We start from the raw sequence: 24,834 nt of genomic DNA, 5'->3' as shown, positions 1-24,834 counted from the left end.
TGGAAAATCGGAGATTACAACGATACTTGTTGCATAGATGATCCTGAATGGTTACAAGGAGGATACCATGAGCCTAAGATTTTCTAGATATTTCCGAATGATCCTTGTTTATAGTCTGGTCTTGGGAACTCTCCCTGTCATCATTCTCGGGTTGTACTCTTATTACAAGTCATCCTCTATTATTCAGGACAAGGTTCAAGCTGCTAACCGGAACTTCTTGGAACAAACCCAATTACGGATTGAGCAGGAGCTTATGTCTGTAGATAACGTGGTTATGCAGTATTTGAATACCTCATTAGTTAAAAATGCTTTCAATCAGAGCTTGGGTGTTCATGACTTCCAGATCGTTCAGGAACTTATGAGCACGCAAAACGGGATGAAGACCTTAGAATTCAATGTGACAAATGTTGAGCTTGTTCATATGGAGAAAGATTGGGTCATCGATAAGGATGGACTGCACACCTATCAGGAATCGCTTGGACGGGAACGGTACAACCAGTATGCCAAGGTGGATAAACGGTCATTCTGGGCTCCCGAGATCATTAATGGTACGGTTTATATTAGTCTAGTGAAGAAGCTTCCTCTTGTTTCTGCTTCACCACACGGTCTGATTGTAGTGCAAATCCCGATTCCTGGTCTTAGCAATCTCGATTCAATTGATGATATGCTTGGAAAGATGATGATCATGGATGGGCAATTTCAAGTGCTGGCACATTCCGAGCCCCAACAAATGAACGATATCCTGCTTAATGCATCAGATATCGAACGGTTGCAGCGAGAAGAAGCTCGAAGCGGGTACTTCCTGTCCTCTGATAATAAGAATGGACTTGGTGTTGTATATAGGCGGTCAAGCTATAACGGTTGGATCTATTTGTACCTGGTTCCCATCGATGAGATGGTTAAGGATTCTCGGAATATTGGTTGGCTGACTTTTTACATATGTCTTGGCATATTTGTTATAACGGTGTTCCTCTCCTTGCTTAGCTCAAGCCGAATTTATTCTCCTGTTCGTAAGCTGTATGCCTATATGGCAGATAGGAGTGAAAGCAAAGGACCGATTCGAATTAACGATGAGTTTGCCCATATGGCGGAAAGTATGCAGCGGCTTGTCAACTCCAACTCGGAGATGGCCGGGCAAATCGAGACCCAGATCCGACAGGTAGAGGATTATTTCTTGATGCGTCTGCTGCAGGGTGGCGTGGGTGCCAGAGAAGCAGAAGAGAAGGCACAATTGTTTGGGTATACCCGAACCGGTTGGCGTCATTTATGTTTACTAGCTATGCAGGCTGATAGGCTTGAAGAGACTACCTATCGTACGGAGGATATGGAGTTGTTGATGTATGCGGCTAATAATATCGTCAGCGAGCTGATCCCTGAAAGCAGACGGTTATTCGCAGTTCCGTTAGGAGCGGTTCAGGTATGCCTGTTTTACACACAGGACGAAGATATAACCGATTTCCGCCAGCAAGTATATAGAGATGCAGAGTACATTCAAGGAAAGATCCGAGAGGTTCTCAAGCTGCCGGTGAGCATCGGTATTAGTCGTCCTTACCTACAGTTTGCACAGACGGCCATGGCTTATGAGGAAGCGTCAGAGGCGTTGAAATATCGTATCCGGCTTGATCGGGAATTAATATTGAATATTGAGGATGTAGTGCCGGATTCAGTTTCCAAGCCACAATATCCACTGGTTCCAGCCAGCGAACTATGCGACGAAATTCGAATGGCGAATTTGGATGAAGCAGCCTCAAGTCTGGATCAATTTATTGAGGAACTGCAGCAGCAGGCGCTTAGTCCTCGTGAATACCAGCTGTTGTTCGTCAGGCTTTTGGTGGATATCATGAAGGTCGCTGAGAATGCTGGGGAAACACTTGACTGGATGGTAGAAGGCGGGAAGGACAGCGGGATACCTTTTGATCGTTTGTATGCATTAAAGACCATGAAGGAAATCAGGCAATGGCTGTGGGATTCCATGATTGTGCCCCTCATCCGCAGGTTGGAAAGCCAGAGGGAAACGCAATATACCCAAATTGCCGAGGTCATGGTGGATATGATTCACGAAAAGTTTGATACCGATCTAACCTTAGAGGTATGTTCAGCCCAGCTTAATTATCATCCCAATTATATAAAGCGGGTATTCCGTAAAGGCACAGGTATTAATTTCAGCGATTATTTGCTGATGCACCGAATGAAAACGGCCAAAGAATGGCTTGTTAATACGGACATGCCTATTGCCGAGATTGCAGGCAAGCTTCGGTACCAAAATTCGCAAAATTTCATCCGTCAGTTCCGCAAAATGGAAGGTGTGACGCCCGGCCAATTCCGTAAGTCAGCGGAGTAGTCATAGCGGTTCGTTTGAGAGCCTTTGGCTGGTAGATGCATGCTTTACTGAGTATAGTTCCCTGATGATTATTTGATTACAAAAGAGACTGGTTCCGTCATGATTATAGACGGTTACCGGTCTTTTGTTTTAGGGTGTAATCTATAACCAATTCACCAAGGGAGGAATCAACTTGAAGGAAGCACGCATGTCTGCCGGGAAAACGGCGGATAAAGTCCTGACGAGCGAGAGAAGATGGCGCTTGTTCATTAGGGACCGTTATTTATATGGAATGCTTTTGCCTGGCGTTCTATTTTTTATCATTTTTAAATATTTGCCCATGTGGGGGGTATTGATCGCATTTAAAAATTATCAGCCATTCCTCGGGTTTTCCGGCAGCGAATGGGTAGGCATGAAGCATTTTGTCCGCCTTTTCACCGATCCGGATTTTGCCAAGCTTTTTCGAAATACATTTATACTTGCAATTTATAATCTGGTATTCTTTTTTCCTATGCCGATTCTCATCGCTTTGATGTTGAATGAAGTCCGGGTGCAATGGTGCAAGCGTTTTGTACAAACCGTCATTTATATTCCCCATTTTTTCTCCTGGGTAGCGGTAGTTGGAATCACTTATGTTCTCTTCACAACAGAAGGTGGTGTGGTCAATCTAATGCTCCAGTCCGCTGGTGCTGAACCGATCAATGTGCTGTCCAGTGAGAAGTGGTTTCGCACTATGATTACCGCCGAAGTGATATGGAAGGAAACGGGATGGGGCACGATCATTTTTCTGGCAGCCCTTTCAGGTGTCGATCTGCAGTTGTATGAAGCGGCACGTATGGACGGGGCAAACCGCTGGAGACAGCTCTGGCATATCACGCTTCCAGCACTGCGTACGGTCATCGTGATCATGTTCATTCTAAGACTAGGTTCTTTTATGGATAACGGATTCGAACAAATTTTCCTGATGTTAAATGCGACGAATCGGGATGTCGGCGAGGTGTTCGATACGTATGTGTACAGCATCGGCATCATTAATGGACAGTTTAGCTACAGCACGGCGATTGGTCTATTCAAATCCGCTATAGGATTAATTCTAGTTATGGCGGCCAACCGTCTGGCAAAAATGTTTGGTGAAGAGGGCGTTTATTAATTGATTCTGAAAGGAGAAGTAACAAGATGCATGTTCATTCATGGTCGAGTCGGTTGTTCGACATTATACTCATCGTGGTTCTATCCCTATTTGCTTTGTTAACCTTGCTTCCGTTCATCTATGTGGTAAGCGCATCGTTTACGCCTTCGGAGGTTTTGCTGCAGAAAGGCTTTGTGTTATTTCCTACTCAATTCTCATTGGAAGCCTACACGTATATTTTTTCAACCCAGGTTCTGACCCGCAGCTTGTTGATTACGATTTTTATTACGGTTGCTGGTACCTTTATCAATCTGGTGTTTACTGCCCTAATGGCTTATCCGCTCGCTCGTACCGGATTGATGTGGCGTAAACCGATCATGATGATGATCGTATTTACCATGTTATTCAGTGGAGGGATGATACCATCGTTCCTTGTTGTCAAATCGCTGGGCATGCTTGGAACGTACTGGTCCTTGCTGATTCCAGGCGCGATCAGTGCCTTTAATTTAATTATTCTAAAAAACTTCTTCCAACAGCTGCCTGACGGGCTGGAGGAATCAGCCAAAATCGATGGCTGCAACGATCTGATGATCCTGCTGCGGATTGTATTACCACTATCACTTCCAGCTATTGCGACCTTTGCTTTATTTTATGCTGTAGGCCATTGGAACACGTTCTTTCAAGCCATTTTGTATATTAATGATTCCGATAAATGGCCGATCCAAGTGCTGTTAAGGCAAATCGTTATTCTTTCAATGGGAAGTGTCGGAGATGCCTCGTCGATGGGCGAGAGCTATGTTCCACCGGGAGAAACAACGAAGATGGCAACGATTGTCGTGGCCACCGTTCCTATTCTGCTCGTATATCCATTTCTGCAAAAGCATTTCGCAAAAGGGGTACTGCTTGGCTCTGTTAAAGGATAGCAGACATTAGCAAGATGACAAGAATGATTCACACCTTCTAATCAAAGGTGCTATCATACAAGAACAGATGGACAATAAAGGGAGGAAGAACAAGATGATTGACAAGAACAAGATGATTGACAAGAACAAGAGAACAAAACATTCCAAATGGGTCACCTGCGGTATAGCTTTGGCAACAACAAGTATGGCACTATCCGCCTGCTCCAGTGTGGAGCCAGCAGGTAAAGGCGCAGCACCGGCTGCAGCGACTTCACAGGATCAGAAGCCGAAGACGATTAGATTCATGACGCCATACTTTAATGCGGAACCACCAAAATCAGATTTGGAAGCGCTTAAGAAAATTCAGTCATACACGAACACAAAGCTTGAGGTGACTTGGATTCCAGGCTCAGCCTACAATGACAAGCTAAATGCAGCCATCGCTGGACAGGATTTGCCGGAAATTGTGATGGCGCGTACAGGGTCGAACAATAATGCGGCCTTTGTTAATGCCTTAAGAAGCGGTATGTTTTGGGAAATAGGGCCTTACTTAAAGGACTATCCGAATTTGAATGAAATGCTGCCTGATTTGCAGGCTAATACTATGATTGATGGTAAGCTGTATGGGATTCGCAAATATTTCCCGCCTGCCCGGGACGGAATTATATTCCGTAAAGACTGGCTTGATGCACTAGGACTTAAGGAACCCAAGACAGTGGATGAGTTACTCAATGTCATGCGTGCTTTCGTTAAACAGGATCCAGACAAGAACGGCAAGGACGACACTTTCGCATTTGGAAGCTCGAATGGTTTATCAGGTTTCGGTTTATTTGTCGCTTATCTTGGCGGGCCCAATCGCTGGGAATTTAAAGATGGCCAGATGATACCGATGTTTTATGCAAAAGAATACATGGAAGCGATGAAGCTCTACAGACAGTTTTATAACGAGGGGTTTATGAATAAGGATTTTCCTGTAGTTACTAATGGCTTTGATTTAATTAACAAAGGCAAAGCAGGAATGTATCTGGGTCCTCTTGATGATGCGGCATCACGTTTCGGAGATTTGGCCAAAGGTTTCCCTCAGGCACAGCTCGATTTGACCGGCCGCATCGAAGGGCCTAAAGGTGTAAGAGTTCATACGATGGGTACTTTGCCTACGCTTTTCGTATTCCCGAAGACGAGCCTTAAGACAGAAGCAGAATTGAAGCAGGTCTTGTCGTTCATGAACAAAATGTCCGATCCTGAGATTGAAAACTTATTTGAGTGGGGTATCGAGGGAACACACTACAAGGTGGAAAATGGGAAGTTTGTAAGGAGCGATGCCGCCAAGTTCACTGCTGATTTCTCTGATTTGGATATGATTCGTTATGCTGACGGTTCGAAGGCGACAACAGGTACACTGCCTCCAATTGTGGATAAGTTTAAGAAAGTGCAGAAGGAGAACCTTGAGATAGCTGTACCCAATCCAGTGCAGTCGCTCATATCCAATACATATATTGAAAAAGGAACGCAAATCGACAAGATCATTAACGATGCCCGGACGAAATTTATTATCGGTGAATTGGATGAAGCAGGATGGAACAAAGCGATTGAACAGTGGAAGAGCGGTGGAGGAACCCAGATTATTAAAGAGTATACTGAAGAGTACTTAAAGTATAATAAAAAGTAAGCTTGTGCATGGATGGAGGCGTGTTGGGGAGTAATAGCGCGCCTTCTTTTCTATTTTCAAAAAAGATCTTTTGCAGTCATCTAAAAACGTAGTATAGTTTGGTAATAGATAGCATTTACGGAGGCCGCATTGTAAACGCTCTCTATAGTTCTGATAGTTTTGTTCCTACAGATAAGGGAGAGTGCAGACGTGGACATGAAGGACTTGATGAATAATGACAAGCTTCAATGGCTTGTGGATATCGAGAAAACTTTAAATCGGTTCCCTATTCTGCTGCGATTTAATGAGTGGACCAAGGGAACCAACTTTCATTATCAACCTGGTGTGGAGATACATATCACTCAAGAGGGAGAGGGAACGATGGTTGTAGGCAGGCAAATCTTGCTGCAAACCCCCCGTTCTGTCCTGGTATTTCGTGGAACCGTGCCGCACCAGATGATTTCCAAGTCGTCTTATAAGCGTGCGGTGATCTGTGTCAACTTCAGTAATGAGGATGAGGGTATGCTTTCTAGCCTGCACCGTCTCATTGATTTTGCCTGGGTACCGGATGATTCGTGCCTGAGCTTTTCGCTTAGTCCTAAGCAGTTCCAGAAAGTGGAGGAGATGTGCAGAGGGCTGAGTCACGAGCTGGGGGTCCGGGAAATTGGCTGGGAGCGGATGGCATTGGCTCTTGTACTGCAAATCACAGCTTATTTGCAAAGGAGTACGACAGATTCGGAGCGCGTAACGATGCTGCCGATGAAGGGGAAAAAGAATGATCTTGTGCAGGCTTGTTTGGATTATGTATGTGGAAATCTGGGTGAAGAATTATCATTGAAAGCGGTTGCCAAGCGGTTCGCGGTCAGCGAAGAGCATTTGACGCGAAGCTTTACGAAGGAGATGGATATCAGCTTCTACCAGTATGTGCTGCTGCAAAGGGTGGCAGAAGGAAAGCGACTGCTGCGTGAGTCTGCGGATGTGTCTGTCTCGGAGATCGCGTATATGATCGGTTTTCCCTCCTCCTCTCACTTCAGCCGTCATTTTAAAGCTCTGACCGAGGAGACGCCTTCCGCATACCGCCAGCGTTTGTTTGCAGCCGAATAAATGCAGGCAGCACTTCATCAGATTGGTCAATTATTGATTAGAAACGTGTCAAACATCGGCAATCTTATTTCGCTTCTTCATCATATAATTGATCTTGTCAAGCAACTGCAGGACAAATCGTTAACTTGGAGGAGAAGCGAATGAAGGCGACAGAAGCTGGACAGCAAATGACAGTTAAACGTCCAAAGCTAAAGCATTCGATCATTGATTGTGATATCCATCACTACACAGGGATGAATGTAATAAAACCATATTTGCCTCGTGAATATCGCGAGCTCGTTGATACGTATGGAGCTGCCTTGCCTGGAGGTATGCATTTTAATGGAGGCGTTGGCGGCCGGATGGTCGATTCTTTTCCACCAGCTGGAGGTCCCGCAGGAAGTGATCTGGCTTACATGCAGGAGCATCATCTCGATCCCCATAACGTGGAATACGGTATCCTGACCGGTGAAGGCATGGGAATGCATGGTACGATCAACCATGATTACGCGGCAGCTTTATGCACCGCAGTGAATGAATATACCATTGAGCACTGGCTGGCACAGGACAGCAGGTTGAAAGGTTCAGTATTTATTCCAAAGCAGGAGCCGAATCTATCGGCTCAGGAGATTGATCGCATAGGTGGACGGGCCGATATGGCGCAGGTAATCGTTTCCAGCGGATCGATCTTTCCTTATGGAAATCGTTATTACAATCCGATCTATGAAGCATGTGTGCGCCATAACCTGCCATTTACCATTCATGTTGGCGGAGAGGGGAACGGAGTGAATGCGGCTCCTACAGGCGCAGGCCATGTGACTCATTATATTGAATCACGAGCTGCGCGTCCGCAGGTTATGATGGCACATCTGGCCAGCTTCATCTTCGAAGGTGTATTTGAGCGGTTTCCTACGTTGAAGGTTGTGCTTCAGGAAGCAGGTGTATTCTGGATCGCCCCATACCTGTGGCGGCTGGATCAGGATTGGAAGGCGCTGCGTGTGCAGACGCCATGGGTGAAGAAGAAGCCAAGCGAGTACTTCCGGACGAATGTGCGAGTTACGACACAGCCGATCGAGATTACGCCGAATCGGGAAGTGTTTGATCAGATGATGGACAGCATCTTCGCAAAGGAAACATTGATGTTCTGCAGCGACTATCCACATTGGGACTTTGATTCCCCGCTAAAAGCATTGCCGAAATTGGATAATGATCTGTGGAATCGTGTATTTTACCAGAATGCTGCCGATATTTATAGTCTGCCTTCGCGTAAGGCGGAAAGAGACGGGAAGCAGTCATGACACAGTCTACACAACAGCAAGTCCCGCAGAAGAAGCCACCAACTGCTGAGATGCACACCGTCGCCCAGGTGTCGGAAATTCCTCCAGGCACTCATAAGATTGTGGTAGCCGGCAACCGCAGCATCGGCATTTACAATATTGATGGGCAGTTTTACGCACTGCGCAACGTCTGCCCGCATCAGGGTGCAGAGCTATGCAAAGGGCTGACCAAACCGCTTGTCAGCTCCTCGGGTCCGGGTCGCTTTGAATATGAGCGTGAAGGGGAAATCGTCCGTTGTCCGTGGCATCAATGGGAATTCGATATCAAAACCGGATGTATGATTGTTGATCCGGCGATGCGAACGAAGTCCTATGAGGTAACAGTGGAAATGTTCGGGGTTTCCGTCGAAGATGGAGCGGTGATTGTCCATCTATAGCATGCAGAGCATCACAATACAATTAATAATAGAAGAAGCCTTCGGTTCACTAATCCAGTGAGCGGGAGGCTTCTTTGTTCATATATAAGAGGATCATGGTTATGAATGCCGGATGGAAGATCGGCTTGGGGTTAAGAAGTAGAAGACTGCACATATGAAGGAGAGAGGACATGGGTGTGGGGTGGAAAGTTTATGAGCCGTCTTTGAAGTCGTGTTCCCACCGCCCAATCTCATCCATGGAACACGACTTCAACAACGGCTGCAACCCCATACCCAAGTCCTCACCAACGCACCTAAGTATGGGTTTAGACACGATAATGCTGTCTGAACGACGAAGGATTCGTCCCGATCTTGGAGCTGAAGATTCGGCTCAGGTAGGAGCCGTTCTCATATCCACATTGGGTCGCAATCGATTCCATGGTGTCATCCGTTTCCAGCAGCAGCCGCTTGGCCTCCTCCAATCGCAGACGGGTAACAAATTCCAAAGGAGCCACGCCATAGGCTGCCTGAAACCGCCTTGTAAACTGAGGCTGCTTGATTCCGAGACTGGACGCAATTTCGTGCATGCTAAGCTCACCGAACACATTTTTGTGAATGATTCCCGCTGCTTTCTGCATGCTGGGATCAATTTGCTTTTTACGATTAAAAACGGATTTTTTTTCCGTATCACATAAAAATAAGAGGTCTGCAACCAGATGGTTCAGAATAGGAGAGGAGACGCCGTATTTGAGCTCAGTCTTACGCAAATAAGTATAAGTGGAGGAGAGCCGGGCCACATCGTGAATCGTTATTTTACCAACAGGTGGACGCAAAAATGAATCCTGTATTTCCTCGGGTACGGTAAAACGAATCATATGAAAGGCAATTTCATTAGGTGTCCTGCGCTTTAACACGACATGGGGCGGACAAATCACGATATCCCCAAAAACCGCATGTCCGTTCAACTCCCCGACATCGAAGTCAAACGCACCTTTTTCTACGCCAAGGATTACATGATTACTGTATATATCCTCGGGCAGCTGGAAGCCAGGCTGGGGTCCCGCATATACATATCCATCTACATTTATCAGGCTTTGAAGCATCGCGCATTCCCCTCCTGTCACCAGATCAACCAGGCTGGCTTTTAATTTGAGAATATCATATTTAACGCATTTATTAAAGATTGGGATTGGAATATTAGTTCTCTCCAACTACGCAAAAAAGTGCAAGAGAAATGGCAAAAGCGTGTATTACAATCCGTATTTTACGATGATATGATAATAGTGAAATCAGAACATTACGTAGTTCCAAGATGACATTTACGATAAAGGGGTGGTTCAAATGGAGACAACACAAATCAAAGGGTCAGAAAGCAAGTCCAAGTTGAAGCGTTCCATTATTGACACGGATATTCATGGAAGAGCTCCACGAGAAGGTATGCTGAAGTATATGCCGCGTATTTATCGGGAACAGATTGCTACCTTTGGTTGGCGTCTGCCTGCACAAGGCGGAATGTTTTTGAATGGTGGAACCAACGGCAGTATGCAGGATGTGAACATCCCTGAAGACAGTGAGAACGAAGACACTTATCTCGATTATTTACGGAAAAACCACCTGGACACCTACAATATTGAGTATGGTATATTGACTGGGGGAGGTTATGAGGTTCATGCAGCGGTAGATACCGATTTTGCGGCGGCGGTGTGTTCGGCACACAATGATTATTATTTGGAGAGATATTTGTCGCGAGAAAGCAGATTGAAAGGCTCAATCCTGATTCCTAAGCAGGATCCCATCCTGTCCGCCAAAGAAATTGATCGTGTTGGTTCCAATCCCGATATGATTCAGGTCGTGGTCTCCAACGGAGCACAGAAGCCTTACGGGCACCGATTTTATCATCCTATTTATGAAGCTTGCGTTCGCCATAACCTGCCTTTTACCATTCACGTCAGCATGGAGGGTATTGGCATCAACAATCCGACAACGGGTGCCGGGCATGTTACCAGCTATATTGAATACCGTGCAGCTCGTGCTCATATTATGGCGGCCCATATGGCAAGCTTTATTTTTGAAGGGGTATTTGAGAAGTTCCCAACACTCAGGGTGGTGATGATGGAAGCGGGAATGCTGTGGATCGCTCCGCTGATCTGGAGATTGGATCAGGATTGGAAAGCATTGCGTCACCAGACACCGTGGGTCAAGGAACCGCCAAGTGAATATTACCGCAAATTTTTTAGGATCACCTCGCAGCCGTTGGAGCTTCCTCCGACAACCGATATGATCAAGCCGATGATGAATGCCATCCATTGCGAGACGAATCTGATGTTTGCAAGCGATTTCCCGCATTGGGATTTTGATTCCCCGACACATGCCTTTCCGAAATTGGAAGAGAATATGTGGGATCGAATCTTCTACCAGAATGCAGCGGAGCTGTACGGCTTGCCACAAAGAAAAGCGTCGAAGGGAGTGGCTTTGGCATGACCCGGTATTTGGTAGGCAGCATCTCAGAATTAACACCAGGAACCAAAAAAATTATTCAAGCTGGCGGACGCAGTGTTGGTGTGTACAACCTGAGCGGCGAATTGTATGCGATTCGGAATTTATGTCCGCATCAAAGTGCAGGGTTATGCGAGGGCATTACGAGCTCGTTTGTTACATCCACGGGACCCGGTGAATTTTGCTTTGAGCATGAGGGTGAGATTGCACGATGTCCGTGGCATTTTTGGGAATTCAACATTAAGACAGGTCAAATGATGGTGGACCCGAAGGTAAGAACCAAGACGTATGATGTAGAAGTAGAGCGGTTTGATGTTTCTGTAGATGAACAGCAGGTATTCGTCCACATGTAACATCCAGAAGCTAACAGCAGGAGATTAGGGTGATCCCTACAGAAATGGCGGTGGTAGGAATTAAAGCAACATTGACTCTGCTTAAAAAAGACAAGCATCTGTACTTATTAGCGATACCAGGCATCTTATTCTTTATTGTGTTTCATTATGTTCCGATGTATGGAATATTGATTGCTTTCAAAAAGTACAACGTATACCAAGGCTTTGCCGGCAGCCCTTGGGTAGGCTTCGATAATTTTATCAAGCTTTTTCAAATGAGTGGTTTTGTGAGAGCGCTTAACAATACGATGATTATCAGCCTGTACCAATTGGTGTTTGCTTTCCCTGCTCCTATCATCCTTGCGATTATGCTGAATGAAGTCAGGCACATGCTGTATAGAAAATTTGTGCAAACCGTCATTTATTTACCCCATTTTGTATCGTGGATTATCATTACAGGCATATTATATGCCTTTTTTTCCCCGTCTACGGGCGTTATCAAAGAGATTTCCGTTTGGCTTGGTTATGAAGGAACTGTGATCAATTTTATGAGCAGTAAGGAATATTTCAGATCGTTGCTGGTCGTCTCGAATATATGGAAGGAAGCAGGGTTTGGAACTGTGCTCTACTTGGCGACCATCGTATCGATTGATCCCCAATTATATGAAGCGGCAAAGGTGGACGGAGCGAAAAAGTGGCATCAAATTTGGCATATTACGCTTCCGGGGCTGCGAACAACGATTGTTATTTTGCTGATCTTCCGGGTAGGCCATATCCTCAACGCCGGGCTCGATCAAGTGTATGCGCTTTATAATCCGCAGGTATATGAAGTCAGCGAAATATTGGACACCTTTATTTACAAGCTGGCTTTCGAAGAGGCCAAATATGATTTGTCGACAGCTACGGGTGTGTTCAAGTCAGTCATCGGTTTGATACTCGTATTGTTCACTAACTATATTGCCAAAAAAATCGACCGGGACAGCGGAATTATTTAAGCTTACGATGCGAGTTTTGTACCAAAACTTTTAGGAGGCCAACATGAAGGAGACGTTTGGGGAGAAGTTCATTTATTGGCTGTTAAACGGATTTTTATTACTATTGTCCCTATGCACGCTGTATCCTTTCTGGCATGTCCTGATGTATGCCTTAAGTGATCCCAAGCTATCGATGGGTGGAGGCATATTCCTTCTTCCGCGGGGATGGTCACTGTCGTCGTTTGAAATTTTATTGAACAGTAAGGGGATCTATACAGCCTACGGAAACTCCTTGATCAGGCTGGTTGTGGGAACCTGTGTGAATCTGTTATTCACGGCAATGCTTGCTTATCCGTTGTCCCTGAAGCGTTTTATCGGCAGAAATGCGATCACACTGATGATCTTTTTTACGATGCTGTTTAGCGGCGGTATGATTCCCAGCTATTTGCTCGTTAAAGAATTGGGACTATTGGATAGTATCTGGGCGCTCATTATTCCAGGTACGATCAGTGCTTGGAATTTGCTGATTATGAAAACGTATTTTCAGAACATTCCTCCTGAGCTCGAAGAATCTGCGAGCATAGACGGCGCTTCGCCCATGAGGGTGTTAATTTCGGTTATACTGCCTGTCTCCATGCCGGTAATTGCTGCGATCGGTTTGTTTTACGGAGTCGCGCATTGGAACTCCTATTTTGACGCCATCCTTTATATCAACTCACAGAGCCAACAAGTATTGCAGGTGTTTCTGCGGACGATGCTCAACAGCAGTTCTTTGCAGCAGGTACAGGGCTCAGAGGCTTTTGCCAGCAATATCGGGATGGTAACCGAGGAATCGGTCAAGATGGCAACGGTCATTTCATCGGTACTGCCTATGCTGCTCATCTATCCGTTTTTGCAAAAGTACTACGTAAAAGGAGTATTAATCGGTTCAGTGAAAGGATAATGAAATGTGAATTCGGACAAAAAATTAGGGGGCTGGCTATGATTAATAAATCTTGGAAATCCATCGTATGGGCAACGACAACAATTATTGCGGTTGGAAGTTTAAGCGCTTGCAGTGGAGGTGCGCAAGGATCGAACACCAACTCATCGGGACAGCAGCAAACCAAGCCTGGAGAAACACCAACCGTTACGATTCTTATGAGCAAGAGCACGAATTTCCCTGAGACCAATCCGGTTATAGATCAAATCAGAAAAAAAACAGGAGCCAACGTGCAGGTCATTGCGGTGGATCTTGGGGATTATGAAAATAAATTGAATGCGATGATCGCCTCCGGCAGCCCACCTGACATATTCAACAGCTACAGCAAGCCTAAGATCAAAGATCTGGTAGATAATAAAGCCATTCTTGAGCTTGATTCTTTATTAGAGAAATCAGGAAAAAACATTAGTGAGAATAAAGGCAAATATTTAAAGGGCATCGGCTATATCGACGGCAAAACGTATGCGATTCCGAATGCTTACGGACTCGGTAACGGACTGGCCATCCGTCAGGATTGGCTCGATAAGCTTGGGCTCAAGGTACCGACAACTTTGGATGAATATGAAAATGTTCTGAAAGCCTTTGTTACCAAGGACCCGGATGGTAATGGCAAGAATGATACCATCGGTCTTGGATTGTCCGTATCCATTGATCAGACATTCGAGCATGTTTTCGCGGCTTATGGGGTGCCGCTTAAGAGGGGTGTGCTAATTGACGGTAAAGTGACTCCGTGGGCACTAGCCCCGGGTTATCTGGATGCAGTCAAATACTATAATAAGCTGTACAAGGAAGGGCTGCTTGAGCCTGACTTTGCAACCGTTCCAGCGATGCAGGAATATGAAAAGCTATGGAATGGGAAGATGGGTGCCTTTCAGTTTAATCCTCCAGGTACCACACAAAACTGGATGACCCGCTATATTGAAAATCCTAAACCGAAGTTTGTGTATACTACGCTCAAGGGACCGAATGGTCAAGGCGGCAATGTTCGTTTTGTCCGTGAGGATAAAGGTCCGTGGACACACATCTCCAGTAAATCCAAAAACCCTGAGGCTGCGATGAAGGTGCTTGATTTTCTGATCAGCGAAGAAGGCGACCGATTGACATGGGCTGGAATTGAAGGAACCACCTATTCCATGAAAGACGGCAAATTCGAATGGATCAAGCCTTATGATGACGCCGTTCAGCTGAGAAATCAGGGCGGCTTCGCCTATTCTGCTATTATTCAACGTCTGGACGGAATGGAGTTTCAGCTGATGAATGATACGACGCGCAAAGGGATTGAATTGTCGTATAACAGCCCAATACCCGATGCTTATCTGTTTGGGGTACCTGATATTGAAAGAGACAAAAAGAAGGTTCTTGACGACATGGAGCTCGAATTCAGAACCTCTGCCATCGTATCGAAGGGCGATCTGGATAAACTCTACACGGACTTTAAGAAAAAATATTTAGCTGAAGGCGGAAGCACGTGGATTGAGCAAGCAACGGTTATCTACAACAAGGAACAAGCGGAATTGAAGAAGTAAAATTTATAGCACACAGCACAAGCTGACAACGGTATTAGACCGGGGTCAGCTTGTTTGTATGATGCTGGTAAAATGGATGGATATGCATAATATTCGAACATCTGGATAATCTATTACCGTTATAACAGACGGATGGTGAATAGTGTCATGGATAAAAGTATAGGTAAAATTAACTTTTTGCAGGTGTGCATGATTTTGATGCTGATGAATGGACTTATGACTCATGTGGTCGTGAATCCTATGCTGCTGGAGGCATCCGGCAGGGATGCCTGGATTTCCGCTTTATTGGCAGGAGTATTGTTATTGCCGTGGTGTGCCCTTCTGGTTATTTTTATGAAAAAATCAGGTCAACAGAAGCTTCAGCCTTGGCTAGCGAGCAAGACAAATTCCACCATCTCGTGGCTGCTTGTCATTCCGATTTGTTTGCAATTGTATCTCATCGGGGGGACGACGGTTATACACACCGCAACATGGGCCAATATTAACAACCTGCCGGGTACGCCCAGGTTTGCCTTGATTTTCACCTTATGTCTGGTCAGCTTGTATTACGCCATTTCTGGCATTCGCATGATAGCGATTAGTGCAGGCATCTTATTGCCCATGGTAATTGCACTGGGGTATTTTGTGAGCTTTGCCAATATGCCCAAAAAAGATTTTACCCTGTTGCAGCCGGTTCTGGAGTATGGATGGCAGCCTGTTATCCATGGCATGCTTTATGCGGGAGGCGGCTTCATAGAGCTGATTATGATCATAGCGATTCAGCATCGAATAAAGTCCCGTGTTCGGCCATGGCAGCTGATGATCCTTGCAGCTATTATGGTGTACATCACAGTCGGTCCCATTATAGGGGGAATTACGGAATTTGGTCATAGGGAAGCCACCAAGCAGATGGAATCACCCTACGAGCAATGGAGATTAGTAAAACTCGGTAATAATATCGAGCATGTGGATTTTTTATCCGAATTCCAATGGCTTTCCGGCGCGGTGATACGAGTCAGCTTTTCACAGCTATTAATAGGAGAGCTGTTACCTTTTCGAGGCTTGAAAAAGAAAACTGTGCTAATTGTATCCATTTCGATCAGTTATATTATGCTCACGATGCTTCCTTTGGAAAGCTATTCTGTATATTTATGGATGTATCGATATTACATGCCGATTTCATTCACAGTGGCTTTGTTCATATCACTCGTATGCATGGCGATTGCACTCATTTCCAGGAAGGTAAAGGAGGAAGCTGCATGAAAGGAAATAAGCTTGAATCGTCGGAGAACTGGAGCGAATCTAAATTCAAGGCGTTATTTCCTCACTCGGCGGACGTCCAGATTCATAATTTTCGATTAGAGGATGATGGTGGCTCCGAAGTTATTCTCATTTATAGCGAGGGCTTGTGTGATACGACTCAAATTGGCAGGGTCGTTCTGCCACAGCTTAAAAATATGTATCGCCAGCATGGTTTTACTGACCTGCAAGGGGACAATGTATACGGTACCCTGCCTATACATCCAATAGAAGCCAAAGCCACACCTGTAGAAGTAGCCGAATTATTATTTCAGGGAGATCTCCTGCTGCTGTTTCCTCAAACCTCTGCTTTATTTAGAATGTGTATCGGTCATCGTTCTGAGCGCACTCCCGAAGAATCAAGTACAGAAATATCGATCAAGGGTCCCAAGGATGGCTTCGTAGAAGACATCATAGTGAATGTGTCACTGATCCGCAAACGGATTCGCAGCAATTCCCTCTGCTATGAAACCGTTACACTGGGAAGACGAACAAGAACAAGAGTTGGTTTGCTGTACATTGATGACATTATTTCTCCTGAAGTATTGAATGAAGTGAAAAAAAGGCTTAACAAGATTGATGTGGATGGACTTTATAGTATAAACCAACTTGAGGAAATGATTGTCGACGCCAAATATTCGATGTTTCCTTTACTCGATTACAGCGGTCGGCCTGACAAAGCGGTAAGCAGTCTATTGGCAGGGAGATTTGTCATTATCGTTGATGGAAATCCAATGGTATTGGTTGGACCGACGACCTTTTTGCTTCTAATAAAATCACCTGAAGATCTATATTTAAGTTTCCAAAATGTATCATTTGCACGTTTGATACGTTTATTCAGCTTCTGTATATCTATTTTGCTGCCTGGTATCTGGGTTTCTTTGTCTTCGTTTCACCAGGATCAGATTCCCTTTCGACTAATGGCAACCGTTGCATCAGCACGAATTGGTTTGCCCTTTACGGCACAAGCAGAATTGTTAATTTTATTGGTGCTATTAGAGATATTCAGAGAAGCGGGTCTTCGACTACCGAGTTCAATTGGACAGACATTGACCGTTGTGGGCGGATTAATTATTGGTGATGCAGCTATTCGAGCCGGGTTGGTTTCTCCAAGCGTTGTTGTCGTTGGTGCCATTACAGTAGTTGCAGGAACTACTTTAGTCAATCAATCGTTAAGTTCAACCGTCAGTTTTATGAGGTTTTTGATGTTTATGATTTCTTCTTTACTTGGCATGTACGGACTCATCCTTGGGATGCTGCTGATTATAGGTTATATGAGCCAGCTTCGTTCCTTCGGTGTGCCTTATATGGCGCCGATTTCCCCTCCGCATTTTAAAGATATGTTAGGCGCTATTCTTCGACTTCCCTGGAGCAAATATAAAAAAAGACCTCAATCCTTACACACCATAGATTCAGACCGACAAGGGGAGGATTAGCGTGGCTGTAAGCATAAAATGGGTTCTCATCCTGGCTTTACTCCTATTGGAGTCTGGCTGCTGGGATTCCAAGCCCATTCAAAATATGGTCTATGTAACAGCTATTGGCCTGGATTATGAGGGAGGCAATTATATCGTCCATGTACAGACGCTGAATTTTAGCAATGTGGCGAAGAGTGAAAATTTCCAAATTGGTAAAAATGTACCTGTGTGGATAGGCAGAGGACAGGGGAAAACGGTCAGCGAAGCTTTATCATCGATTTATGCAACCTCACAGGTGAGAGTATACTGGGGACATGTCAGAGCGATCATTTGCAGTGATGGAATACTTAATGCGACAGAATCGGTTAGGCAAGCCTATGACGCGATAAACCGTTATCGTGAGATTAGATATAACATTCTAGTATACGGCACGAAAGAGCCCATGCTCAAGATCTTTACACAAAAATCAATTTTTAATTTTTCACCTTTAGAGAGCATCATGGATACCCCCGAAGATAGCTATTCTCAAAGGTCCTTTATTCCTCCCCAATACGGGTACAGGCTTATCGCAGAAGTGAGTGAACCCGGAAGGACGGCAATGCTTCCGTCGCTTTCCACCGTAGATGATAGCTGGACGGAGGATAAAAATAAAAAATCAATGTTTAAAGTGGACGGCGCCTACATGATCAACAATCAAGAAACAAAAGGCTGGTATTCCGAAAACGATCTTAAGGGGGCTCGATGGCTATATAACAAAATGAAACGTGCGGTCGTTAATATTCCCGATAAAGGGGACCCGATCGCGGCCTTAGTTCTGAAGCTGCCTAAACATCGTATAGAGACTTACCTTGAAAATGGGGAATTGCGCTTTAATATCGCCGTTGAGGTCCAAGCTTATGTAGATGAAATAGTCCAAGACGCATCTAAAAAGAAGATGGAACAGGAAGCGGAAGCAGTTGTTCGCCAAGAAATCAAAGCGACCTATCTCAAAGGCATCTCGACTCAGACAGATATTCTGAATTTGCTGGGAGAACTTTATCAAAAAAAATATAAAATTTGGAAAAAATTAATGGATGAAAACCAGCTGGTATTAAAAGAAGATACCTTGAACAAAATCGATGTTCGCGTAACCCTCACCAACACAGGAACCTACAAAGGTAAGGCGCGTTAATTTACAAAAGCACATCGTTACAGCATGTTGAGGTGAGAAGACCGTATGAAGCAGCTATGCAATTCCGATTGCAGACAGGCCTGCTCACGGTCTTTCCTTGCTTCAGAACACCTTGAATGAAAGCGTAATCAAATCGAGCGGTGATGGATGCAACCCCAAAGAATCCTATATGAAATTTATATCCTGAAAATTACAACCAGAAAAATTAAAAATATGTTGAAGAAAATTTTCATCTATTATATAATCGGTTTACAGAAAATTAATTTCTTTAAGGGTGGGGTGAAAATTTGGAAGAAGAAGCTCAGCTCAATGTAGGAATATTTCTAAAACTGCGGGAAATCGCTAATAACTTGACACTGGCGGAGAAGAAGGTGGCTGAGTTTATTATTCAATCCGGTGATGAGATTATCCGGATGACGATTACCGAATTGGCTCAGAAATGCGACAGCAGCGAGTCCACAATTGTCCGTTTATGCAAAAAGCTTCGGTTGCGGGGTTATCAGGAATTGAGGGTGGCACTAGCTCAGGATTTGGTTTCTTCACCTGTGAAGCAGATTCACGAAAAGGTCGATTTGAAGGATACGGCAGAGCAAACGATGCGGAAGGTATTTCAAGCCGCTGCCCAGGCGTTAAGCGATACCGAGTCCGTGCTATCTGTAGACAATCTGATTAAAGCTATTGAGTATGTTAAAGAGGCTAGAAGCATTTCGTTTTTTGGTATTGGCGCTTCAGGCGTCATCGCTTTAGATGCGTATTACCGCTTTTCCAAGCTCGGGATCAGCTGCCATTATGCTACGGATGGTCACAGCCAGACGAACAAGGCCATTTTTCTCGGTGAGGGTGACGTTGTTATAGGCATTTCACATTCGGGACGCACCCGTGATGTTATTCGTACACTCGATATCGCTCAAAGCAAAGGAGCCAAAACGATAGCGGTAACCCAATTCGGTCATTCTCCTATAACCGAGGTTGCTGATACGGTGCTGTTCACATCTTCCCGTGAAACCGCTTTTCGCACAGAGGCGATGGCTTCGCGGATTGCACAAAGTGCGATTCTTGATTCTCTTTTTGTCAATGTGGCCTTAACCAGATATGAGGAAGTCATTAAAAATTACGAGCAAGTCAGGCAAGTGACCTCGGAAATGCGAATAGATCATATGAAGGACCTGCACAAAAAGGGTTAATGGGTTGAACAGGTGTCAACAAATATACAATTAGGTTCATCTTGCAAATGGACCTATCGGGAGGTTATTAGTTTTGAAGAAGAATCCATTCAAAATGTTAACGTTAGTTGTTGCCATTGCTTTGACAGCGGGCTGTACCAGCACATCTGCACCTGCACCTGCGAATAATGCTGCGGGAGGAGCAAGCGTCAAAAAAGATTCCATTGTTTACGCGCAAAGTGTAGCCATCACTTCACTGGATACAGCAGGGATGCAGCCCCAGGGCTACCCTTCCGGTTATGAAGCGGCCTTTGCGATATATAACGGCTTGGTTAAATTCGATGACCAGCTGGAATTTAAACCAGACCTGGCAGAGAAATGGATGACCTCCAGTGATGGGAAGACGTGGAGCTTTAGTTTGCGTAAAGACGTCAAGTTCCAGGACGGAACCCCGTTTAATGCGGATGCAGTCGTCAGCGTATATACCAAAATGCTCGATAAGACGTATAATACCGGAGCTTCTACCCTGTGGGCGCCGATTGATAAAATTGTCAAGGTAGATGATTACAATGTACAAATCTTGACCAAAGAGCCGTATGGCGGATTGTTGAACACACTTGCTCATGGGTCCGCACTTATTCCAAGTCCAGCAGCTTTAGAGAAATATGGCAAGGATATCGGATTGCATCCGGTTGGAACCGGGGCTTACATTCTCGATAAGATTGAACCGGGTACTCAGGTTGTACTGAAAGCCAACGATAACTATTACGGCGGGAAGCCCGCTTATAAACAAATTACATTTAAATATGTCGGAGATGCATCTTCACGTATCGCAGCATTGAAAAGCGGTCAGGCGGATGTGATTGACGCGGTTCCCGTGGAGCAAGCCGATGATCTGAAATCGAGTCCGAATGTAGATCTGATTAATGTACCGGGACTACAGGTATTCGGCATCGGCCTCAATCAGAATAATACGATTCTTCAGGATAAAAATGTTCGTCAGGCGCTGAATATGGCGATTCAGAAGGAAGCTATCGTCAAGACCTTGTTCAAAGGATATGGAACGGTACTGACAAGCCCCCTTGCTCCTAATACAACCGGGTATGTGAAGTCTGGAGAATACAGCTTTGATGTGGAGAAAGCGAAGAAAATATTAGCTGATGCAGGCTGGAAAGCAGGAGCTGACGGGACGCTGGAGAAGGAGGGGAAGAAGCTTTCCTTTAATCTGCGAACGCCGGATGGGATGTATCCAAACGACGTCATTGTTGCCGAAACCATGAAAAGCCAGCTCAAAACCATCGGAGTCGACGTGAAAATCAACAAGGTGGAGAAATCAACCTTCTGGGATGGAATCAAGGTTCCACAAGCAAAGGTGGATTTCGATATGGTTCTGTTTGGTTACAACCCATCTCACGGCAATGGAGGCATTCAGCTGGACGCGTTGTTTGCGACGAATCCGGATGCAGCCAAAAACCCGCCGCAGTGGAACTTTAACTGGTACAGCAACAAAGCGGTGGATGAGCTGATACAGAATGCTAACAAAGAGGTTGATCAGCAAAAACGGACCCAGCTGATGGGTCAGGCCGAGAAAATGATATGGGACGACGCCCCCTATATTTGGCTGTATGCCAAAAATAACATAGCGGCCAAAGCCAAAAGTGTAGATGGCATTAAAGTACTTCCGGTAGTGTTTACCTTGGTACACGAAGCCAAATAATCAGTTCTTGATCGATGAAAATTCAGAAATGCCAACGGATGGCACCTATACAACCCTAGGTGCTTTCCCTGTTCATACGGCAGGAAAGGAAGAGAGAGACATTGGCAGGTTACATTGTCCGCAGATTCTTCTATTTGATTATACAAGTATTTGTGCTTTTAACTTTAATGTTTGTGTTATTCCGTTTGGTGCCGGGCGACCCCGCCTCACTGATATTAGGCGGCAACGCTTCACAGGATGAAGTGGACCGATTACGGCATGCTATGGGATTGGATAAATCGATATTGCTGCAGTATGTAGACTATTTAGCTAACCTGCTGCAGGGCAATCTCGGTGATTCGATATCTTATAATATGCCCGTTCTTCAGGTGATATCGGGTCGCATATGGCCAACCGTTCAACTGATGCTGGTCAGCATCATTATTGCCATAACAGTTGGCATTCCAGCGGGCATTATTTCGGGACTCCGTCCTCGTGCGTTCAGCAGTCGGTCGTTATTGTTGATCTGGATTGGTTTCCTTGCTGTGCCTAATTTCTGGCTGGGATTGCTGCTGGTTCAACTATTCTCTGTGGAGCTGAACTGGCTGCCCGCTATTGGATATGGCAGCGCACTTGCGCTGGTTATGCCGGCAATTGCCATTTCCGCAAGATTAATCGCTTTGATTGCCCGGATGACGAGGACGGCTATGATGGAGGTCCTTCATGAGGATTTTATCCGTACGGCAGAGGCCAAGGGGATTCCGGGATGGAAGGTTGTCATCAAGCATGCGCTTCGTCCGGCGCTTCCGCCTGTCATCACCATGATCGGATTGCAGGCAGGTTATTTGCTTGGGGGATCGGTTGTAGTGGAAAATTTGTTTTCCTATCCAGGCATGGGTCAATTGCTATTATCCGCCCAAAGCATGCGCGACTATTCACTCATGCAAGGGATTACGATCTTTTTTGTAGGCAGCTTTCTGGTCATTAATTTATTTGTCGACTTGCTCTATGGGCGGATCGATCCGCGGATTCGTTACGATTAGGAGGTGGCCGGAAGATGGCTTCCGCATCGGTTATTCAGAAGAAAAGCAATTTCGTCGTCCGGTTCCTCAAACCTATGCTTAAGGAATCGACTCTGGCGGTAGGAGCCTTATTACTATTAATTATTGTATTGTGCAGCTTATTGGCTCCTTGGATAACACGCTACGGTCCAGAAGAGCAGGATTTGATGGCGGCTTTATTAACACCATCTGGTCAGCATTGGTTCGGCACGGATGAGCTGGGTAGAGATATTTTTTCGCGGGTCATTTATGCAAGCAGGATTGATTTGTCGATTGCTATTGGTGGTGTCCTGTTGGCGTTTCTATTGGCGCTGCCGTTTGGCCTATCGGCCGGGTATTACGGGGGGAGAATTGATCGTCAAATCTCAACGATTTCTGAATCGATTCTGACCTTTCCTTCATTGGTATTAGCCATTATTATCGTGTCGATGATAGGTACGGGCAAAACCGGATTAATTATTACGGTTATGATTACACAGGCGCCGCAGCTTGTACGTTATATAAGAGGGTTTGTGTTTCAAATTCGCGAAATGGAGTATATCACAGCAGCCAAAGCAGCGGGAAGCCGTACCTTATTTATCATGGTGCATCATGTGCTTCGCAACATTCTCGGGTCCAGTATGGTTATTCTGAGTTTAATGGCCAGTGAGGCGGTCTTGGTTGCAGCAGCACTAGGGTTTCTGGGGCTGGGTGTACAGCCTCCTGATCCGGAATGGGGCACGATGCTCAGCCGAAGTCGTTCTTATTTCACACAGACGCCGCATTTGATGTTTTTTCCGGGTTTAGCTATTGCTGTGTTAATTCTTAGCTTTAATTTGCTGGGTGACGGTTTACGTGATTATATGGACTCGAAAAAAAGATAGGAATGAACAACAAATAGAAATCGAACACAACAGGGAGTGAAGATACAGTCATGAATCCTATTCAGACAAAACTGCAGCTGGAAGCCAAATACGCGCGTTTGGGAGAAGTCATTGATGCGTTGGTATCCAAAGATTTTACGGCTAGGGGAATTTCGCATGAGCTCTATGATGCGGCGAGGGAACAAACAGGGCTGCCGTTGACAATGGCCGCTGCCGAGCATTTGCGGCAGCATGTCGGCAAAGGGGATCGCGTGCTGATATTTACAGGCTGGCCATCCCGTTCATGGTTGATCAAAGGCTTGACTGAAACCGATGGTCCGGTTGGGGCTGCAGTGTTGGCAAGAGCCTTGGAGCAGGCTTTAGGCGTTATACCGATATTGGTCATGGAGAAATCGTTGATTCCTTTCGGTGAAGTTGCGCTGCGTGCGGCAGGCTTAATCGTCAGTGATTTGGAAACAGCGCTTAAATCCAAGCCGGGTCCACCTTCAGCCTCTGTGGCTGCGGTCATAGATTTTCCGACCAGCTGGGAAGAGGGACGCCTTGCCGTGGATCCTCTTCTGAAGCAGATCCAGCCTAAAGCGATGATTTCCGTGGAGCTTCCAGGTGCTAATGCAGAACGGAAATATCATAATGTAACAGCACGGGAGGTGCCTTCCGAGCTTGTGATTAAAGCCGATCTCTTGTTTAGTGAAGCACGTAAACGCGGGATTGCTACTATTGGAATTGGTGATGGCGGCAATGAACTGGGTATGGGGAATGTCCGCAGTGCCATTGCCGCTCACTTGTATCGGGGGGAAGCCGTAGCCCCGGCAACAGAAGTAGATATACTTATCGCCTCCGTGATTTCGAACTGGGGAGCATGCGGGCTTGCCGCCGCGATTGCTGCACTTGCCGGCAAACCAGAAGTGCTTCGCGCCATTGATGTGATCCGGATTACGGATCGTCTGGTGGATGCAGGGGCGATAGACGGATTAACAGCTTACGTTGATCCCAAAAATGACGGAACGAGCCATGAGATCAATCGTGCATTAATGAATTTCCTATATATGTCGGTAACGATGCATCTTGACGGATGGGTCAAAGGCTAATGACGGGAGGC

The 24,834-nt window shown here is 45.5% G+C and carries 21 protein-coding genes; 20 read left to right on the top strand and 1 reads right to left on the bottom strand.

From position 1 onward, the window contains the following. The first annotated feature begins 67 nt into the window (after positions 1-67). From NST47_RS28435 to NST47_RS28405, 7 genes are all read left to right on the top strand, one after another. The gene (locus NST47_RS28435) at positions 68-2,341 is read left to right on the top strand and encodes a helix-turn-helix domain-containing protein (protein ID WP_341158134.1); all 2,274 of its coding nucleotides are present in this window, start codon (positions 68-70) and stop codon (positions 2,339-2,341) included. A 172-nt stretch (positions 2,342-2,513) separates the two neighbouring features. Beyond that, positions 2,514-3,470, top strand: coding sequence for an ABC transporter permease (locus NST47_RS28430; RefSeq protein ID WP_445667408.1), 957 nt, complete (start codon positions 2,514-2,516; stop codon positions 3,468-3,470). Positions 3,471-3,496: 26 nt separating this feature from the next. Beyond that, entirely contained in the window at positions 3,497-4,372 is an 876-nt protein-coding gene (locus tag NST47_RS28425; protein WP_341158133.1) for a carbohydrate ABC transporter permease, read from the top strand. Positions 4,373-4,466: 94 nt separating this feature from the next. Further along, positions 4,467-6,020: an extracellular solute-binding protein gene (locus tag NST47_RS28420; RefSeq protein WP_341158132.1), complete on the top strand. Its 1,554-nt coding sequence runs from the start codon at positions 4,467-4,469 to the stop codon at positions 6,018-6,020. Between the two features lie 195 nt (positions 6,021-6,215). After that, positions 6,216-7,103 carry an AraC family transcriptional regulator gene (locus tag NST47_RS28415; protein WP_341159775.1) on the top strand — a complete coding sequence of 296 codons (888 nt, stop codon included), beginning with the start codon at positions 6,216-6,218 and terminating at the stop codon, positions 7,101-7,103. 140 nt (positions 7,104-7,243) lie between these two features. Beyond that, positions 7,244-8,380, top strand: a complete 1,137-nt coding sequence (locus NST47_RS28410) for an amidohydrolase family protein (protein WP_341158131.1) — start codon at positions 7,244-7,246, stop codon at positions 8,378-8,380. Next, on the top strand, positions 8,377-8,796 hold the full coding sequence (locus tag NST47_RS28405) for a Rieske (2Fe-2S) protein (RefSeq protein WP_341158130.1): 420 nt from the start codon (positions 8,377-8,379) through the stop codon (positions 8,794-8,796). Before NST47_RS28410 ends, NST47_RS28405 begins: the two co-directional genes overlap by 4 nt. A 305-nt stretch (positions 8,797-9,101) precedes the next feature. On the opposite strand, the gene NST47_RS28400 is transcribed toward NST47_RS28405, so the two are convergent. After that, positions 9,102-9,878: an AraC family transcriptional regulator gene (locus NST47_RS28400; RefSeq protein ID WP_341158129.1), complete on the bottom strand. Its 777-nt coding sequence runs from the start codon at positions 9,876-9,878 to the stop codon at positions 9,102-9,104. 238 nt (positions 9,879-10,116) lie between these two features. Between NST47_RS28400 and NST47_RS28395 the strand changes: the two genes are divergently transcribed. The 13 genes from NST47_RS28395 (at position 10,117) to NST47_RS28335 (ending at position 24,823) form a co-directional block, all read left to right on the top strand. After that, positions 10,117-11,256, top strand: a complete 1,140-nt coding sequence (locus NST47_RS28395; RefSeq protein ID WP_341158128.1) for an amidohydrolase family protein — start codon at positions 10,117-10,119, stop codon at positions 11,254-11,256. Next, positions 11,253-11,624 carry a Rieske (2Fe-2S) protein gene (locus NST47_RS28390; protein WP_341158127.1) on the top strand — a complete coding sequence of 124 codons (372 nt, stop codon included), beginning with the start codon at positions 11,253-11,255 and terminating at the stop codon, positions 11,622-11,624. The genes NST47_RS28395 and NST47_RS28390 overlap by 4 nt, the downstream gene beginning before the upstream one ends. Positions 11,625-11,653: 29 nt before the next feature. Beyond that, positions 11,654-12,598 (top strand): ABC transporter permease, encoded by a 945-nt coding sequence (locus tag NST47_RS28385; protein WP_341158126.1) that lies wholly within the window; start codon positions 11,654-11,656, stop codon positions 12,596-12,598. A 43-nt stretch (positions 12,599-12,641) separates the two neighbouring features. Further along, the gene (locus tag NST47_RS28380; RefSeq protein ID WP_076228920.1) at positions 12,642-13,520 is read left to right on the top strand and encodes a carbohydrate ABC transporter permease; all 879 of its coding nucleotides are present in this window, start codon (positions 12,642-12,644) and stop codon (positions 13,518-13,520) included. A 38-nt stretch (positions 13,521-13,558) separates the two neighbouring features. Continuing rightward, positions 13,559-15,085, top strand: a complete 1,527-nt coding sequence (locus NST47_RS28375) for an extracellular solute-binding protein (RefSeq protein ID WP_341158125.1) — start codon at positions 13,559-13,561, stop codon at positions 15,083-15,085. Between the two features lie 147 nt (positions 15,086-15,232). Next, complete coding sequence (locus NST47_RS28370) at positions 15,233-16,327, top strand: endospore germination permease (protein ID WP_341158124.1); 1,095 nt, start codon at positions 15,233-15,235, stop codon at positions 16,325-16,327. Beyond that, positions 16,324-17,799, top strand: coding sequence for a spore germination protein (locus NST47_RS28365; protein WP_341158123.1), 1,476 nt, complete (start codon positions 16,324-16,326; stop codon positions 17,797-17,799). The genes NST47_RS28370 and NST47_RS28365 overlap by 4 nt, the downstream gene beginning before the upstream one ends. Before the next feature lies 1 nt (position 17,800). Beyond that, positions 17,801-18,952, top strand: a complete 1,152-nt coding sequence (locus NST47_RS28360; protein WP_341158122.1) for a Ger(x)C family spore germination protein — start codon at positions 17,801-17,803, stop codon at positions 18,950-18,952. 287 nt (positions 18,953-19,239) lie between these two features. Further along, positions 19,240-20,136, top strand: coding sequence for a MurR/RpiR family transcriptional regulator (locus NST47_RS28355; RefSeq protein WP_076228924.1), 897 nt, complete (start codon positions 19,240-19,242; stop codon positions 20,134-20,136). 73 nt (positions 20,137-20,209) lie between these two features. Continuing rightward, positions 20,210-21,832 (top strand): ABC transporter substrate-binding protein, encoded by a 1,623-nt coding sequence (locus tag NST47_RS28350; protein WP_341158121.1) that lies wholly within the window; start codon positions 20,210-20,212, stop codon positions 21,830-21,832. A gap of 101 nt (positions 21,833-21,933) precedes the next feature. Then, positions 21,934-22,854: an ABC transporter permease gene (locus NST47_RS28345; protein ID WP_341158120.1), complete on the top strand. Its 921-nt coding sequence runs from the start codon at positions 21,934-21,936 to the stop codon at positions 22,852-22,854. A gap of 14 nt (positions 22,855-22,868) precedes the next feature. Then, positions 22,869-23,735: an ABC transporter permease gene (locus tag NST47_RS28340; protein WP_341158119.1), complete on the top strand. Its 867-nt coding sequence runs from the start codon at positions 22,869-22,871 to the stop codon at positions 23,733-23,735. Positions 23,736-23,785: 50 nt separating this feature from the next. Then, a complete protein-coding gene (locus tag NST47_RS28335; RefSeq protein ID WP_341158118.1) occupies positions 23,786-24,823 on the top strand; it encodes a glutamate cyclase domain-containing protein in 1,038 nt (345 codons plus the stop codon). Positions 24,824-24,834: the final 11 nt, after the last annotated feature.

The sequence above is a fragment of the Paenibacillus sp. FSL H8-0034 genome (genome assembly GCF_038000305.1).
GTDB lineage: Bacteria > Bacillota > Bacilli > Paenibacillales > NBRC-103111 > Paenibacillus_S.
This window is presented reverse-complemented; position numbering and strand designations above follow the sequence as displayed.